Origin of the sequence: Aquamicrobium ahrensii, assembly GCF_040545755.1 — a bacterium.
Lineage (GTDB): Bacteria > Pseudomonadota > Alphaproteobacteria > Rhizobiales > Rhizobiaceae > Mesorhizobium > Mesorhizobium ahrensii.
In genome coordinates this window covers 18,507-33,125 of sequence record NZ_JBEPMN010000014.1, presented here as the reverse complement: position 1 = coordinate 33,125, position 14,619 = coordinate 18,507, and the positions used below count along the sequence as shown (strand labels likewise).

The 14,619-nt window shown below is 63.3% G+C and carries 16 protein-coding genes and 1 tRNA gene; 13 read left to right on the top strand and 4 right to left on the bottom strand.

Annotation, left to right across the window (positions count from 1 at the left end; translation table 11 throughout):
- Nucleotides 1-14 precede the first annotated feature (14 nt).
- On the top strand, nucleotides 15-1,001 hold the full coding sequence (locus ABID44_RS15140; protein WP_354152551.1) for an ornithine cyclodeaminase family protein: 987 nt from the start codon (nucleotides 15-17) through the stop codon (nucleotides 999-1,001).
- Nucleotides 1,002-1,081: 80 nt separating this feature from the next.
- Nucleotides 1,082-2,020, top strand: a complete 939-nt coding sequence (locus ABID44_RS15135; RefSeq protein ID WP_354152550.1) for a threonine ammonia-lyase — start codon at nucleotides 1,082-1,084, stop codon at nucleotides 2,018-2,020.
- A gap of 184 nt (nucleotides 2,021-2,204) precedes the next feature.
- On the opposite strand, the gene ABID44_RS15130 is transcribed toward ABID44_RS15135, so the two are convergent.
- Nucleotides 2,205-2,627 carry a VOC family protein gene (locus ABID44_RS15130; protein ID WP_354152549.1) on the bottom strand — a complete coding sequence of 141 codons (423 nt, stop codon included), beginning with the start codon at nucleotides 2,625-2,627 and terminating at the stop codon, nucleotides 2,205-2,207.
- A 312-nt stretch (nucleotides 2,628-2,939) separates the two neighbouring features.
- On the opposite strand from ABID44_RS15130, the gene ABID44_RS15125 reads away from it, so the two are divergent.
- Together ABID44_RS15125 and ABID44_RS15120 are read left to right on the top strand one after the other, a co-directional pair.
- Nucleotides 2,940-3,866 (top strand): manganese catalase family protein, encoded by a 927-nt coding sequence (locus tag ABID44_RS15125; RefSeq protein ID WP_354152548.1) that lies wholly within the window; start codon nucleotides 2,940-2,942, stop codon nucleotides 3,864-3,866.
- Nucleotides 3,867-3,969: 103 nt separating this feature from the next.
- The gene (locus ABID44_RS15120; RefSeq protein WP_354152547.1) at nucleotides 3,970-4,419 is read left to right on the top strand and encodes a hypothetical protein; all 450 of its coding nucleotides are present in this window, start codon (nucleotides 3,970-3,972) and stop codon (nucleotides 4,417-4,419) included.
- 445 nt (nucleotides 4,420-4,864) lie between these two features.
- On the opposite strand, the gene ABID44_RS15115 is transcribed toward ABID44_RS15120, so the two are convergent.
- Nucleotides 4,865-4,939: transfer RNA gene (locus ABID44_RS15115), tRNA-Thr, on the bottom strand.
- A gap of 132 nt (nucleotides 4,940-5,071) precedes the next feature.
- Between ABID44_RS15115 and ABID44_RS15110 the strand changes: the two genes are divergently transcribed.
- The 6 genes from ABID44_RS15110 to ABID44_RS15085 all read left to right on the top strand — a co-directional run bounded on the left by ABID44_RS15110 (nucleotide 5,072) and on the right by ABID44_RS15085 (nucleotide 9,464).
- Nucleotides 5,072-5,248 (top strand): hypothetical protein, encoded by a 177-nt coding sequence (locus ABID44_RS15110; RefSeq protein WP_354152546.1) that lies wholly within the window; start codon nucleotides 5,072-5,074, stop codon nucleotides 5,246-5,248.
- A 163-nt stretch (nucleotides 5,249-5,411) separates the two neighbouring features.
- The gene (gene murA, locus ABID44_RS15105) at nucleotides 5,412-6,701 is read left to right on the top strand and encodes a UDP-N-acetylglucosamine 1-carboxyvinyltransferase (protein ID WP_354152545.1); all 1,290 of its coding nucleotides are present in this window, start codon (nucleotides 5,412-5,414) and stop codon (nucleotides 6,699-6,701) included.
- Nucleotides 6,702-6,792: 91 nt separating this feature from the next.
- Entirely contained in the window at nucleotides 6,793-7,227 is a 435-nt protein-coding gene (locus ABID44_RS15100) for a DUF2948 family protein (RefSeq protein ID WP_354152544.1), read from the top strand.
- 6 nt (nucleotides 7,228-7,233) lie between these two features.
- Nucleotides 7,234-8,526 carry a histidinol dehydrogenase gene (gene hisD, locus ABID44_RS15095; RefSeq protein ID WP_354152543.1) on the top strand — a complete coding sequence of 431 codons (1,293 nt, stop codon included), beginning with the start codon at nucleotides 7,234-7,236 and terminating at the stop codon, nucleotides 8,524-8,526.
- A gap of 4 nt (nucleotides 8,527-8,530) precedes the next feature.
- Entirely contained in the window at nucleotides 8,531-9,016 is a 486-nt protein-coding gene (locus ABID44_RS15090) for a UPF0262 family protein (protein WP_354152542.1), read from the top strand.
- Between the two features lie 40 nt (nucleotides 9,017-9,056).
- Nucleotides 9,057-9,464, top strand: a complete 408-nt coding sequence (locus ABID44_RS15085; protein WP_354152541.1) for an arsenate-mycothiol transferase ArsC — start codon at nucleotides 9,057-9,059, stop codon at nucleotides 9,462-9,464.
- A 54-nt stretch (nucleotides 9,465-9,518) separates the two neighbouring features.
- Here ABID44_RS15085 and ABID44_RS15080 read toward each other — a convergent pair whose 3' ends face one another.
- Nucleotides 9,519-10,814, bottom strand: coding sequence for an NCS2 family permease (locus ABID44_RS15080; RefSeq protein WP_354152540.1), 1,296 nt, complete (start codon nucleotides 10,812-10,814; stop codon nucleotides 9,519-9,521).
- Nucleotides 10,815-11,243: 429 nt separating this feature from the next.
- Here ABID44_RS15080 and infA point away from each other — a divergent pair, with 429 nt between their 5' ends.
- Genes infA through yacG form a run of 3 tightly spaced genes read left to right on the top strand, consistent with a single transcriptional unit; the run spans nucleotide 11,244 to nucleotide 12,331 of the window.
- Nucleotides 11,244-11,462, top strand: a complete 219-nt coding sequence (infA, locus tag ABID44_RS15075) for a translation initiation factor IF-1 (protein ID WP_011579535.1) — start codon at nucleotides 11,244-11,246, stop codon at nucleotides 11,460-11,462.
- Between the two features lie 21 nt (nucleotides 11,463-11,483).
- A complete protein-coding gene (locus ABID44_RS15070) occupies nucleotides 11,484-12,119 on the top strand; it encodes a Maf-like protein (RefSeq protein ID WP_354152539.1) in 636 nt (211 codons plus the stop codon).
- Nucleotides 12,116-12,331 (top strand): DNA gyrase inhibitor YacG, encoded by a 216-nt coding sequence (yacG, locus tag ABID44_RS15065; RefSeq protein ID WP_354152538.1) that lies wholly within the window; start codon nucleotides 12,116-12,118, stop codon nucleotides 12,329-12,331. The genes ABID44_RS15070 and yacG overlap by 4 nt, the downstream gene beginning before the upstream one ends.
- A gap of 3 nt (nucleotides 12,332-12,334) precedes the next feature.
- On the opposite strand, the gene ABID44_RS15060 is transcribed toward yacG, so the two are convergent.
- Nucleotides 12,335-14,347 (bottom strand): hydantoinase/oxoprolinase N-terminal domain-containing protein, encoded by a 2,013-nt coding sequence (locus ABID44_RS15060; protein ID WP_354152537.1) that lies wholly within the window; start codon nucleotides 14,345-14,347, stop codon nucleotides 12,335-12,337.
- Between the last annotated feature and the right edge of the window lie 272 nt (nucleotides 14,348-14,619).

Sequence of the window (14,619 nt, the reverse complement as noted above, 5' to 3'; positions counted from 1 at the left end):
AAGGGAAGCGCAAGATGGCACTGCAGATAATCGATCGCGATCTGGTTCGCAAACTCCTGCCGATGGAGACCTGCATCGGACTTATGGAAACGGCCATGTTGCAGACGGCGGCGGGAACCACCTGCCAGCCGCCGCGCTGGATCATCGACCTGCCGGCGGGTGAAGGCAAATGCTTCGGGCTGATGCCGGGCGCCATGGCCGAGCCCGAAATCTTCGGTGCGAAGCTGACAGCGGTGTATCCGCAAAATGGCGCAAAGGGTTTTCAGTCGCATCAGGGAACCATCGTGCTTTTCGAAGCTGAAATCGGCGCGCCTGTGGCCATTGTCCATGGCGGTGAAGTCACGGCCATCCGTACGGCGGCGGCGTCCGGACTGGCGACGCGTGTCCTTTCCAATCCCGGGGCTGGCGATCTGGCGATATTGGGTTGCGGCGAACAGGCGCGAGAGCATCTCGTTTCCATGTCCTGCGTGCGGACGCTACAGCGCGTTCGGGTCTGGGGGCGCAATCCGGCGCGCGCACAGGCTTTCGCCCGTGAAAACGCATCCAGTTCCCCCGTTCCGATCGAGGTCTGCGCCAGCGTGGAGGAGACGGTGCGCGATGCCGACCTGATTTGCACGGTGTCCGCCGCCGCCGAACCGATTTTGGAAAGCGCTCATGTCGCCGATGGCGCGCATCTCAATGTCGTGGGATCTTCGGTCGCCGCCGCGGCCGAAATCGGCAATGAACTGGTCAGGCGCGCACGCTTTTTCGTCGATTACCGGCCTTCCGCGCTGTTGCAGGCAGGGGAATTTCTGGCGGCGAAGCGGGCCGGGATGGTCGATGACGCCCACATTCTGGCCGAGGTGGGTGAAGTGCTGGCCGGATCAAATCCGGGGCGGCAAAATGGCGAAGAAGTGACGATCTACAAGTCGCTGGGCATCCCGGCGGAAGATCTGGTCTGCGCCAACTATCTGCTACAGACTGCGCAGGCCCGAAATCTTGGCGACCGCATCGCCTTCTAGAGCATTTTCCGCGGGGGACGAACCGGGTTCCCCTTCTGGCTGCGCCTTAACCTTTCGTGAAAGAAACGACGATGATTTCCATGAATGACCTGAATGCGGTGCGCGAAGCCATTTCCCCCTATCTTCATCGTACTCCGCTGTGGCGTTCGCGCTATCTTTCCAGCCTTCTCGGCCGCGACACCTGGGTCAAGGCGGAACTGTTCCAGCGCACCGGCTCGTACAAGCCGCGCGGCATGCTGTGGGCCATGATGCAGCTTTCCCCCGAGGCGCGGGCGCGCGGAACCATCACCTTTTCGGCTGGCAACGCCGCGCAGGGCCTGGCCTACGCCGGACAGGTACTTGGGGTGTCGAGCACCGTCGTCATGTCGGCCAGCGCCAACCCGACCAAGGTGGCGGCCACAAGGGACTATGGAGCAAAGGTCATCCAGCACGGCACACCGCAGGAGGCGGCGCAGTTCTGTCTCGATCTCGCGGCCAGCGAGGGGTTGACCTACATTTCCAGTTATGACGACGACGACCTGATGACCGGTCACGCTTCGCTTGGACAGGAAATTCTAGAGAGCCTGCCGGGCACGGCGGATATCGTTCTGGGCATTGGCGGCGGCGGCATGGCCGGCGGCGTGGCCAAGGCGGCCATGGCGATGGATCACAAGGTGCGCCTGTGGGGGGTCGAACCCGAAGGAGCCGCGGCCATGACGCAAAGCCTTGAAGCCGGAAAGGCCGTGCGGCTTCCCGTCGTCGCCACCGTCGCGGATGGCCTTGCCGCGCCGTCCGCCGGTGAATTGTGCTACGCTTTGGTGAAAGAGCGTTTCGAGGGCGTGTCGGTGGTAAGCGACGACAGGATTATCGAAGCCATGAAAATCCTGATGAGCCGTTTGAAGATCATGCCCGAGCCCGCAGCCTGCGCAGGGCTGGCGGCAGCTCTCCAGGGTTGTGGCGGCCAGAGCGGCCAAGGCCCGCTTGTGCTGGTGATCTCGGGAGGCAATGTCGATCTCGCCAGCCTGAAAAACTGGATCTGAACCTTCAAAGCGCGGTTGCCGCCTGCAGGTACACCCTGTTGTATCGCTCGACGGACCGCTTCTGCACGCCATGGCGCTCCCATGGTGAACCTGTCCGATAGCGCATCCCTCCATTCCGGGGAATGACGCACAGTCAAAACCCCGGGATCAAACAGTTTGCCGCCTTCGGGTTGCTGCTCGCTACTCAGACGCCAAACGTCACCATGCCGCGATCATCGATCGGCCAGGCAGGGTTCCAGGCGATCTCCCATGCATGCCCGTCAGGATCAGCGACATAACCTCGAAAGCCGCCGTGGGGCGGCGCATCTGCTTCTCTGATCACGCTTCCGCCTGCCTGAACCAAACGATCCATGACAACGTTAACGTCATCCCGGGCGGGAACGTTGTGCGCCAGCGAGAACGCACCGGGAACCGGCAGCCCCGTTCGGCCCATATCCTGCTCAAGAGCTGCTTTTTCGAACGTTCCCAGCACAAAGCCGTTCATCTGATAGAAGATGATCTCGCGGTTCTCGAAGACCGGGCTCCAGCCAAATCCATCCGCGTAAAATCTGCGGGAGCGCGGCAGGTCGGTCGTGCCGAGTGTAATGACAGAAATTTGCTGTTGCATGTCCCAGTCCCTGGTTCGCGACGCACGATTGCGTGGCGTTCGAGGTCTTGGGCCGTCGCACAAAGACGGAAGGACTCGCATATTGCGAGGGCCGGGCCAACCGCACCGACCTAACCTGTTTCAGACAGCCGTCATTATGCGAATTTTTGAGTGTCGCGCAATACCACCCACGCTCGGGCGCTGCGGCTGCCGAAAATCATCCTGACCATCTCGCCGCGAAGGCGGCGTTTCATTTCGTGATCGTCATGTCAGCAACCACATAGGAACACACTTCGTTGTCCGAAGGGAATTCTCCCCTGAAGGAATACGGTTATGTTCTTGCGAATAGATAGATTGCAGATCGAATTGCCGGCCCCGTTGAAACAGGATGCAAACGCCGCCGCCGCGCTACAGGAGCTCCTTGGGGGCAAATATGGAGAAATGTCCACCCTCGGGAACTACATGTTCCAGAGCTTCAATTTCAGAAGCAAAAGCAAGCTTCGTCCGTTCTATAGCCTCGTCGCCGCCATTACCGCTGAAGAATTGGGCCACGTCGAGCTGGTCAGCAACGGAGTGGCCATGCTCGCCAACGGCCCGGATACCGGGGGCGGCGATACGGGCGATGGCGGCGATATATCGGGCGCTCCTTTTGAAAACATGAAGGACGTGCGGTTAGCGGGCGCATTCTTCTCCAATGGCGGCGGCGCCATGCCCGTTAATAGCAACGCCCAATCATGGAACGCCGACATGGTGACCACCACTGGCAACGTCGTGGTCGACCTCCTTCATAACTTCCATCTCGAATGCGGCGCACGCCTTCACAAGCTCCGGGTCTACGAAACCCTCACCGATCCGACGGGGCGGGAGGTGTGCGGCTATCTGCTGGTGCGTGGATCGGTGCACGCCCATGCCTATGCGCTGGCGCTCAAGAAAATCACAGGGGTCGAGCTTGAGAAATTCCTGCCTACACCAAACATACCGCTGGACAAGATACCGGAGTGCCAGAAGTATTTGGCGGAGGGATCACACCGTCGTCTCTACACTTTCAGTCCCGACGACTATGGCGAGATGGCCGGCATCTGGGGCAACGGGGAAGTAGCTCTTCCAAACGATCCCCCGGGCGAGTTGGAAATCGTGGATGGAATGCCCGAAGGGGGAAAAATCCACCAGCTGACGGGCGTGCCCTCCGCTTTCACCCCGGACTACGCGCCCGAAGAAATGTTCGAAATCGCGGAAAAACTCTACAAAAAATCACGATAGCGAAAGGCGACCCTGGAGAATTCTTTTTGATGGCGGATTGGCGTCGACCCAACCAGAGCATGTTGGTCGACACCCTGAAGCTGGACAGCGAAGGAGACCGATCATGACCGACACCAAGCGTTTCGAACGAGATTTAGCCGGAGAATCGCGATCCGCCAAAGATACCGATTTGTCCGACGCCAGCGAGAACAAACCTTCCCAAAATGGAGGGGTGCCGGCTGACACATTCCCCCGGTTCGAGGGTCCCGCATTTTCGTCAAAGCCCGCCGAACCCGCAGTCAAGCCCCATGCTCCATATGTCAAACAGCCGCCCAGGGACACCGAATACGCCGGGCATCCGGACTTCTCCCAAGATGCCGCCACGAACAAGCTTCCTCCTGGTGGCTTCGGGAACAGCGAACCACTGGATGACGCCAACGAGAAGACGCGCCATTCTGACGGACAAAGACCACGTGAGGCAATCGATCCGGAAGCCGACAGCCGCCCGGCTCATGAAACCTGCCGGGCTCCAAGGCTGGATATAACCCCGCAGGAAGCAAAACGTGATTTCTGATTTCCGAAGAGTCAGGCTACTTTTTTCGTTCCACGCAGCAGGAGAACGACGATGAAGACATTCCTCGCATTCGCCGCAGCATTTGGGCTCTCCGTATCCGCCGCCTCCGCAGAATGCGCATGGCATTCAAACGTATCGGCTTCGGTAGACACTCAGACAACGACCGCCAGCGTGACGAACACTGAAGGGACGACGTCCGCGGAAGCCACGACAATAAAGAAAGAACTGCCCGAAAAGACTGAATAATCCGACCTTTTCGGCTACACGGCTTCCTTCCTCCGTTGGGCGCCATTGGCGCCGGCGGATTTCGGCAATGAAAGGGCGATCAGCCGTTTCATTTCTGCGAGCGCTTGCGCATTTGCTTCCCGGCCGCATCGATATCGAAGCGCCGCCCTATAACCAGGGGGATGCTGGAAGCGCAAACACTTGAAAAATTGGAAGAAAATGGTGCTGCCACAGAGACTCGAACTCTGGACCTCTCCCTTACCAAGGGAGTGCTCTACCACTGAGCTACGGCAGCGACCGGATGCGGCGGTCTTCTGCCACATCGTTTGGCCGAGCGCAAGGCAATAAACAGCCCTCTGCAAAGACGTTGTTTCGGACACGCCCATGCCATATTCATGAGGCTGCTCCAGCTGTCGGGAAAGCAGGCATGACGAACCGGAAGGGAACCGCATCCAAGACCGAGGATTTGCGCAAGGCGCGTCTGGCCGAAGCGTTGCGGGCCAATCTCATGAAGCGCAAGGCCCAGACCCGTGCGAGACGCGCCGGCGAAGCCGATCAGCGCCCGCAGGGCATCGGCGCTGCGCAAGTGAAGCCGGAAAGCTGACCCGTGTGATTCTTTGCGGACCGTCCCGTCTGCGCATTTTCTTGAACAGCGGCCGCCTATGGTTTAGACGGACCGCTTCAACCGATTGAAGCGCGCCAAAAAGTCTACCGGCGAAAGGCGCGGCACATCCCAGACCGGCAATTTGCCGGGGAGAGGCATCTTCATGGACCGCATCAGGATCGTCGGGGGCAACAGGCTCTCAGGCAACATTCCAATTTCCGGCGCCAAAAACGCCGCCCTGCCCCTGATGATCGCTTCGCTGCTGACGCGCGAAACGCTGACGCTGGAGAATGTGCCGCATCTGGCCGATGTGGAGCAGCTCATCCGCATCCTTGGCAATCATGGCGTCGACTATTCCGTCAACGGACGCCGCCACAGCCAGACCGAAGGCTATTCGCGCACCATCAACTTCACCGCCGCCAACATCGTCGACACCACCGCGCCTTATGACCTCGTCTCGAAGATGCGGGCGTCGTTCTGGGTCGTCGGCCCGCTGCTGGCCCGCATGGGCGAGGCGAAGGTCTCGCTGCCCGGCGGCTGCGCCATCGGCACGCGGCCGGTCGACCTGTTCATCGACGGCCTTCAGGCGCTGGGGGCGAAGATCGACGTCGAAAGCGGCTATGTGCTGGCCAGGACGGCCAAGGGCCTGCGCGGCAATCGCTATCGCTTCGCCAAGATTTCCGTCGGCGCCACCCATGTGCTGATGATGGCGGCGGCGCTCGCCCGTGGCGAGACCGTGCTGGAAAACGCCGCGCGCGAGCCGGAAGTCGTCAACCTCGCCGAATGCCTCAACGCCATGGGCGCGAAGATTTCCGGGGCCGGGACCGGCGTCATCACCATCGAAGGCGTCGATGAGTTGCATGGCGCAAGCGTGCGCGTCATTCCCGACCGCATCGAGACCGGCACCTACGCCATGGCCGTGGCCATGACCGGCGGCGACGTGCTTCTGGAAGGCGCGCGCGCCGACCTGCTGGAAAACGCGCTGGAGACCATTGCGCGCACCGGGACCGAGATCACCACCACCAACGAAGGCATCCGCGTCTATCGCAATGGCGCGGGCATCGAGCCGGTGGACATCACCACCGAGCCCTTCCCCGGCTTCCCCACCGACCTGCAGGCGCAGTTCATGGGCCTGATGACCATGGCCCGGGGCCGTTCGCACATCACCGAGACGATCTTCGAGAACCGCTTCATGCATGTGCAGGAACTGGCGCGTCTCGGCGCTCATATCACCCTGTCGGGCCAGACGGCCATCGTCGACGGCGTGGCGAAGCTGAAGGGCGCTCCGGTGATGGCCACGGACCTGCGTGCTTCCGTGTCGCTGGTGATCGCCGGGCTCGCCGCCGAGGGCGAAACCGTCGTCAACCGCGTCTACCACCTTGACCGCGGGTTTGAGCGGCTGGAGGAAAAGCTCTCCGGTTGCGGCGCGACCATAGAGCGCATTTCGGGTTGAGGGCCGCTCCGGCCCGCATCGCGGTTGCACAGGTTCGCAAGACAGCCTAACAAAAGGGTTCACGACAACCCTTCGCAGGTGCGAAACCGGCATGGATCAACTCAGGCTCATCGCGCTCGACGAGCAGGATCTCAACGTCATTTCCGCGCATGTCCAGGACGCGGTGATGAAGGTGCGCGATCTGCAATATCTGCCGGACGAGCGGCGCTTCGTGCTGGCCATGAACCGTTTCGCCTGGGAGAGGAAGTCCGGCTTTCTGCGCAAGAAAAATGAACGCCGGCAAAGCGTGCTGCATTTTGATCGGGTGCTCGGCGCCAAGGCGGCCGGCATCGCGCGCGACAAGCCCGACGAGGTGCTCTCCCTTCTGGCCGTAAGCTTTGTGGCGACGGACAAGCCCGCCGGCATCGTCGAGCTCGTTTTCTCCGGCGGCGGCGCCATCATGCTGGATGTCGAATGCGTCGAGGCGCGCCTGGCCGACACCGGCGGCGTCTGGCAGGCCTCTTCCCGACCCGCACACAGGATCTGATTGCGCATGGCCATCACACTCAGACAATCCGACGCGGATTTCGAGCAGCGTTTCGCCGCATTCCTGTTGACGAAGCGCGAAGTCTCCGCCGATGTCGAGGCCGTGGCGCGCGAGATCATCGCCCGCGTTCGCTCCGAGGGCGACGCCGCGCTCATCGACTACACAAGGCGCTTTGATCGCGCCGATCTCGAAACGCTCGGCATCGCCGTTGCGCGTGCCGATATCGACGCGGCCTACACGCAGGCGGACCCCGCCACTGTCGAGGCGCTCAAGCTGGCGCGCGACCGTATCCGTTCGCACCACCAGCGCCAGATGCCGCAGGACGACCGCTACACCGACGCCATCGGCGTGGAACTTGGCTCGCGCTGGACGGCGGTGGAATCGGTCGGCCTCTATGTGCCGGGCGGCACCGCCAGCTATCCAAGCTCGGTGCTGATGAACGCCGTGCCCGCCGCCGTGGCCGGCGTTGAGCGGATCGTCATGGTCGTGCCGGCATCCGGCGGAACCATCAACCCGCTGGTGCTGGTGGCCGCCGATCTTGCCGGCGTCTCCGAAATCTACCGCATCGGCGGCGCGCAGGCGGTGGCCGCGCTCGCCTACGGAACCGAAACTGTCCGCCCGGTCGTCAAGATCGTCGGGCCGGGCAATGCCTATGTCGCCGCCGCCAAGCGGCAGGTATTCGGCACGGTCGGCATCGACATGATCGCCGGGCCCTCGGAGGTTCTTGTGGTGGCCGACGCCTCCAACGATCCGGAATGGGTGGCCGCCGACCTTCTGGCGCAGGCGGAGCATGACGCCTCGGCCCAGTCGATCCTGATGACCGACGACGCCGGCTTCGGCAAGGCGGTGGAAGAGGCCGTCGAACGCCAGTTGCGCAGCCTCTCGCGCTCGCAAACCGCTGCGCAGAGCTGGCGCGACTTCGGCTCCGTCATCCTTGTCGAGAGTTTCGAGGCTGCGATACCGCTCATCGACCGCATCGCGGCCGAACATCTGGAACTGGCGGTGGACGATGCCGAAGCCCTGCTCGGGCGCATTCGCAACGCCGGATCGGTGTTCATCGGCCGCCACACGCCGGAGGTGATCGGCGACTATGTCGGCGGTTGCAACCATGTGTTGCCCACCGCGCGCTCGGCCCGCTTCTCGTCCGGACTTTCGGTGCTCGATTTCGTCAAGCGCACCTCGATCCTCAAGCTCGGCGCTGAACAGTTGCGCACGCTGGGACCCGCCGCCATCGCGCTGGCCAGGGCGGAAGGCCTCGATGCCCATGCCCGTTCCGTCGCCATCAGGTTGAATATGTAGCGGCATGTCGGAGTTCGATCCCCAGCGCGACAGACTGGTCGACGTCGAGCTTGACGAAACGATCGGACGCTCGACGCCGGACGTCGAGCACGAACGTGCCGTGGCGATCTTCGATCTGATCGAGGAAAACATCTTTCGTCCGGTCAATGACGGTGGCGAGGGTCCCTATCGGCTGAAGCTGTCGCTGGTGGATTCGCGGCTGGTCTTCGCCATCGCCCGCGAGGATGGGGCCGACGTCGTCACGCATATCCTGTCGCTGACGCCGTTCCGGCGCATCGTCAAGGATTACTACATGATCTGCGAGAGCTATTACGACGCCATCCGCTCCGCCTCGCCGAGCCACATCGAGGCCATCGACATGGGCCGCCGCGGCTTGCATAACGAGGGCTCGCAAACGCTGAAGGATCGCCTCGGCGGCAAGATCGACATCGATTTCGCCACGGCGCGCCGCCTGTTCACCCTTGTTTGCGTGTTGCACTGGCGAGGCTGACCTGAGCGGGCAACCCAGCAAACCACGCTCGATCCTGTTCATGTGCGGCATGAACGCCGTGCGCTCTCCCATGGCGGAACTGCTGGCTCGCCGGATGCTGCCCTCCGACATCTTCATATCCTCGGCCGGCGTTCATGCCGGGGAGCGCGACCCCTTCGTCGATGTCGTTCTGGAGGAAGAGGGCCTGTCGCTGGGCGAACACGAGCCACGATCGGTGGACGACATCGAGGACGCCTATTTCGACCTCATCATCACCCTTTCGCCGCAGGCCCATCACATGGCCATGGAGTTCACGCGCACAATGGCGGTGGACGTGGAATACTGGCCGACCTTCGATCCGACCGCCATCACCGGCACCCGCGAGCAGCGTCTGACCGCCTATCGCGAGGTGCGCGAACATCTGAAAGAGCGCATCGCGAAACGGTTTCCAGCCCGGAGCACGCCATGATGAAAAAAGGCCCGGAACTTCCGGACCTTTTTTCGTCGAGAATGATTTCCCCCCTTATTCGCCGCCGACCATAACGAAGCGGATGACGAACAGGATGGCGACCAGCCAGGTGGCCGGGTGGACCTCCTTGAAACGTCCGGTCAGCGTCTTCAGCACCGCATAGGAGATGAAGCCGAAGGCGAGACCATTGGCGATCGAATAGGTGAACGGCATCATCAGCGCAGTCAGCGCCGCGGGCGCCGCTTCGGTGATCTCGTCCCACTCGACTTCCAGCAGTTCGCGCATCATCAGGCACGCCACGTAGAGCAGCGCGGGAGCCGTCGCATAGACAGGCACGGAACCGGCCAGCGGCGCGAAGAACAGGGCCGCGAGGAAGAGCAACGCAACCACCAGCGCCGTGAGGCCCGTGCGGCCGCCGGCCTGTACGCCGGAAGCGCTTTCGACATAGGCGGTGGTGCTGGAGGTGCCGAGCATCGAACCGGCGACGATGGCCGTGCTGTCGGCCAGCAGCGCCTTGCCGAGGCGGTTCGGCTTGCCTTCGGGCATCAGCCCGGCCCGCTTGGCCACGCCGATCAGCGTGCCGGTGGCGTCAAACACCTCGACCAGAACGAGAACGAGAATGACGTGGAACAGGCCTGCATGAAGCGCGCCGACAATGTCGAGTTGCAGGAATGTCGGCGCGATGGAAGGCGGCATCGACACAATGCCGCCGAACTGGCTGACGCCGAGAATCATGGACAGCACTGTGATGACCAGGATGCCGATCAGGATCGCGCCGCGAACCTTCAGCGCGTCCAGCGCCGCGATGATGAAGAAACCCGCAATCGCCAGCAGCGGACCGGCCTGGGTGAGATCGCCAAGGCTGACCAGCGTGGCCGGATTGGCGACGACGATCTTGGAGCTGGTGAGCGCGATGATGGCCAGGAACAGGCCGATACCGGCGGCGATGGCGCTGCGCATCGACCGCGGAATGCCGGAAATGAGCCAGGCGCGCACCCCGGTCAGCGTCAGGATCAGGAAGATGACGCCGGAGATGAAGACCGCGCCCAGCGCCTGCTGCCAGGTGAAGCCCATGGCGCCGACGACGGTGAAGGCGAAGAAGGCGTTGAGACCCATGCCGGGCGCCATGCCGATCGGCCAGCGCGGCAGCAGGGCCATTATGGCGGAACCCAGCGCAGCCGCCAGACAAGTCGCCACGAACACGGCGTTGCGGTCCATGCCGGTGGAGGACAGAATCTCCGGATTGACGAAGATGATGTAGGCCATCGTCAGGAAGGTAGTGACGCCGGCGATCACCTCCGTGCGGACCGACGACCCCTCTTCCTTGATCTTGAAAAATGATTCGAGCACTTATGCTCCTCCCTCTCCTGATGGGAATGAAGGCGACGTTTGAGTTTGCTGTCAAACCGGAAGCGTTTGCGGGCCGGACCCCTCCTGCCCATTCATCGATTGCGGTTGCGACAACTCTGGCAACCTCGCCAGATCGGCGCACATTCGACCCGTTGGCTTACCCGTTCAAGTGGCAACGGCGACAATTCCGCTGGAAGTTGTTGATCATTTTTGCAGATTCACAGTAGAGCGCAGTCAAAATGCTTGGGCGACCCCCGTTTCCGGGCGACGCGACAGGCGGCCGGATCACGGTTTCACCGCGGCGACCACGGCACAATCCGGCATTTGCGGCCTGCGCGGATTAGCGTGTTCACAAAGCCGGCTTTATCATATAGGTTCCGCGCAAATTCCGGGGGTCGCCCCGGATCATCACCCGAGAAAAGGTATCGTATGCCGAAGGAAGAAGTCCTCGAGTTTCCGGGCGTGGTGACGGAATTGCTGCCGAACGCCATGTTCCGGGTGAAGCTCGAAAACGATCATGAAATCATTGCCCACACGGCCGGCCGCATGCGCAAGAACCGCATCCGCGTGCTGACTGGCGACAAGGTCCTGGTCGAGATGACCCCCTACGACCTGACCAAGGGCCGTATCACCTACCGTTTCAAGTAAGCGTCGTTCGGGCAGGCAGGCATGGCTGGAAGCAAACCGCAGACGCTGGTGCTTGCCTCGGCCTCGCCGCGCAGGATCCAGCTCCTGCAACAGGCGGGCATCGAGACCGACCGCGTCCTGCCCACAGACATCGACGAGACGCCGCAGCGCGCGGAACATCCGCGCTCGCTGGCCAAGCGCCTGTCGAAGGAAAAAGCCGAAAAGGCGCTTGGCGAACTGAAATCGGAGCCGGATGCGCGGCCTGCCTTCGTGCTGGCCGCCGACACGGTGGTGGCCGTCGGCCGCCGCATCCTGCCCAAGGCGGAAACCATCGAAGACGCCGTCTATTGCCTGCAATTGCTGTCCGGCCGCTCGCATCGCGTCTATTCCGGAATCTGTCTCGCCACACCATCCGGCAAGCTGCGCCAGCGTCTGGTCGAGACGCGCCTGCGCTTCCGGCGCCTGTCGCGTGACGACATCGACCGCTACGTCGCCTCCGGCGAATGGCGCGGCAAGGCCGGCGCATATGCCGTGCAGGGCCTGGCCGGCGCTTTCGTGGTCAAGCTGATCGGCTCCTACACCAGCGTGGTCGGACTGCCGCTTTACGAAACCGTTGCGTTGCTTTCCGGTGAAGGCTTCGACACCCGCGCCGGCTGGCCGGCAACGGGTCTGTCATGACCGGCGACGGCAAGGCGCAGGTGACGCCGCTGCGGCCCAAACGCCCCTGCCCCGAATGCGGCAAACCCTCGGCGCGCGACACCTATCCCTTCTGCTCCAAGCGCTGCAAGGATATCGACCTCAATCGCTGGCTGAAGGGCGCCTACGCCATCCCGGTGCGCGACGACGAGGAAGACGTCCCCGATCTGCCGGACGCCGCAAAACCGGACTGATCCTCAGCTCGCCACCCGCGGACGCCCGGCTGCTGTGGCGACGATGAAGGCTTCGACCAGACTGCGCTCGCCCTCGATTGTCGCATCCCTGATATCACGGCTGATCCCGATGCGGGCATGATCGGCGCCGGCGCGCTCCGCCAGTTCTGTCGCCATGGCGCGCGCCGCCTGCTCCGCCGCCGCCATCGCCTCTTCTTCCGTCTCGAAATCTTCCAGCCATTCGCCGGCGTTGATGCGGTAGACGCCAGGCTCCGGCTGGCTGACGCGCGCCTCGGCCGACATCTGCACTTGTCCCACCACCGCCCCCAGCGCATTGGCGACATCGGCATCGGGCGCGGCCTCGCACACGTTGCCGACCAGCGGCGGCAAGCCGGCATAGTGGAGATGGGCGGAAGCGCCAAGGCCAATCACCGGCCGGTCCAACGAGATCGAGAAGCGGGCCATGCCGCCATCGCCGTCCAACGCCCGTTGAACCAGCGCGTGCGAAACCGACGCCTCCTCCTCCAGACCGTCGGCGGCGAACACGGTTTCGAACATCATTTCGGCCGATCGCCGGGTGACGGCGGCGAGCACCAGTTCGCTGAAAGCCTCGGCGGTTTCCGCTGCGGGCTGGCCCATGGCGTTGCGCCGACGCGCCATCAGTTGCGCGCCAAGCCTTGCCATGGCCGGATCCCAGTTCGACTGCCGGCCGAGCACATGGGCGGCGTCGGACGGCGTGAAGCCGACGATATGGACCAGTCCCCGCGCCACCAGCCGGTTAAGCGTGGCGATCTGCGAGGTGGAGACCAAAAGGCGGTCGAGCGCTTCCGGCACATATCCGACCTGCCCGTAAAGCCGCGTCTCGGTCGCCGACAGGCCCGAGGCCGCGCTTTCCGGCACGCCGGTGCGTATGGCGAAACGCCCATCCAGCCGGCTGGCGGTGGGGCTGAGCAATTGCCGCGATAGCGCCTTATCCATCACGTCGGCGTGATGGACGGCCGTCAGTGACAACGGTGCCAGCCGGCGTGGCCCAAGCCTGATCCGCGTCACCAGCGAATGGTCCTGCAGCGTCACCTCCGAATCGCCGCCAAGGCCGAAAGTGCGCATGGCGACGGCCTCGACCATGGTGCGCATTCCACCGACCGTCGCGCCTTCGGGATCGAGCCGCAGCCTCCCCTGATCGAGCACCGCTATGTCGGTGGTGGTGCCGCCGATGTCGGACACGACAGCATCGTCCAGCCCGGTCAGATGGCGGGCCCCCACGAGGCTGGCGGCGGGGCCGGACAGGATGGTTTCGACGGGACGCGTGCGGGCGAACGCCGCCGTGACCAGCGCGCCATCGCCGCGCACCACCATCAGCGGCGCCTCGATTCCGCGGCGGGAAAGAAAGCCCTCGGTGGCGTCGATCAGCCGGTCGATCATGGAAATGAGGCGGGCATTGAGCAGCGTGGTGAGCGCACGGCGCGGCCCGCCCAGCTTCGATGTCAGCTCATGCGAGCAGGTGACCGGCAACCGCGTTCTGGCCCGGATGAGGTCGCGAACCGCGATCTCATGGGCGGGATTGCGGACCGCGAAATAGGCGGCCACCGCGATGCCCGTGACCGACTTCTCCAGTTCCGGCAACGCCGCTTCCAGCGCCTCCAGCGACAGTTCGGCGGCGTTGCCATGAACATCATGGCCGCCGGGACAAAAAATCACGGGGTCGGTTCCCAGGGCGTCGGAAAGCCCGCTGCGGCCGAGATCTTCCGCTCCGAAGCCGACCATCACCAGCGCCACGCGCCCGCCCTGCCCCTCCACCAGCGCATTGGTGGCGAGCGTCGTCGACATGGAGACGAGCTTGATGGCGGCAGGCGCGGCGCCCGCCGCTCCCAGCACCGCATCGGCCGCGCCCGCAATGCCTTCGGCCAGATCGTGCCGCGTGGTGAGCGACTTGGCTTTGGCGACGATGCCTGCGGCCTCCGACCACAGAACGGCGTCGGTATAAGTGCCGCCGGTGTCGATGCCCAGATAGAGCGCGTCTGCGGGCGGGGCGGTCATGCCGGCCTCGACGGGAGAAATCTGTGCAGCGGAGGGATGGGCAAATTGGAACGCACGGCAAACCTGCATCTATCGACATGCGGAATACGCCGCAACGGGAATCGCCCCCGAAGATCGGGCAGGCGGCCACCCGCAGCAAGCGAATTTAGGCTGGAGGCTCGCTGGACGGTTCCCGGTTCGCGACATGCGCGTCGCAAAGTGGCTGTAATATCCGGGCATGACGTGTGACGAGGAAGGCCCCCCTTCCCTTCCGCGCGCCGAAACGGCATAGT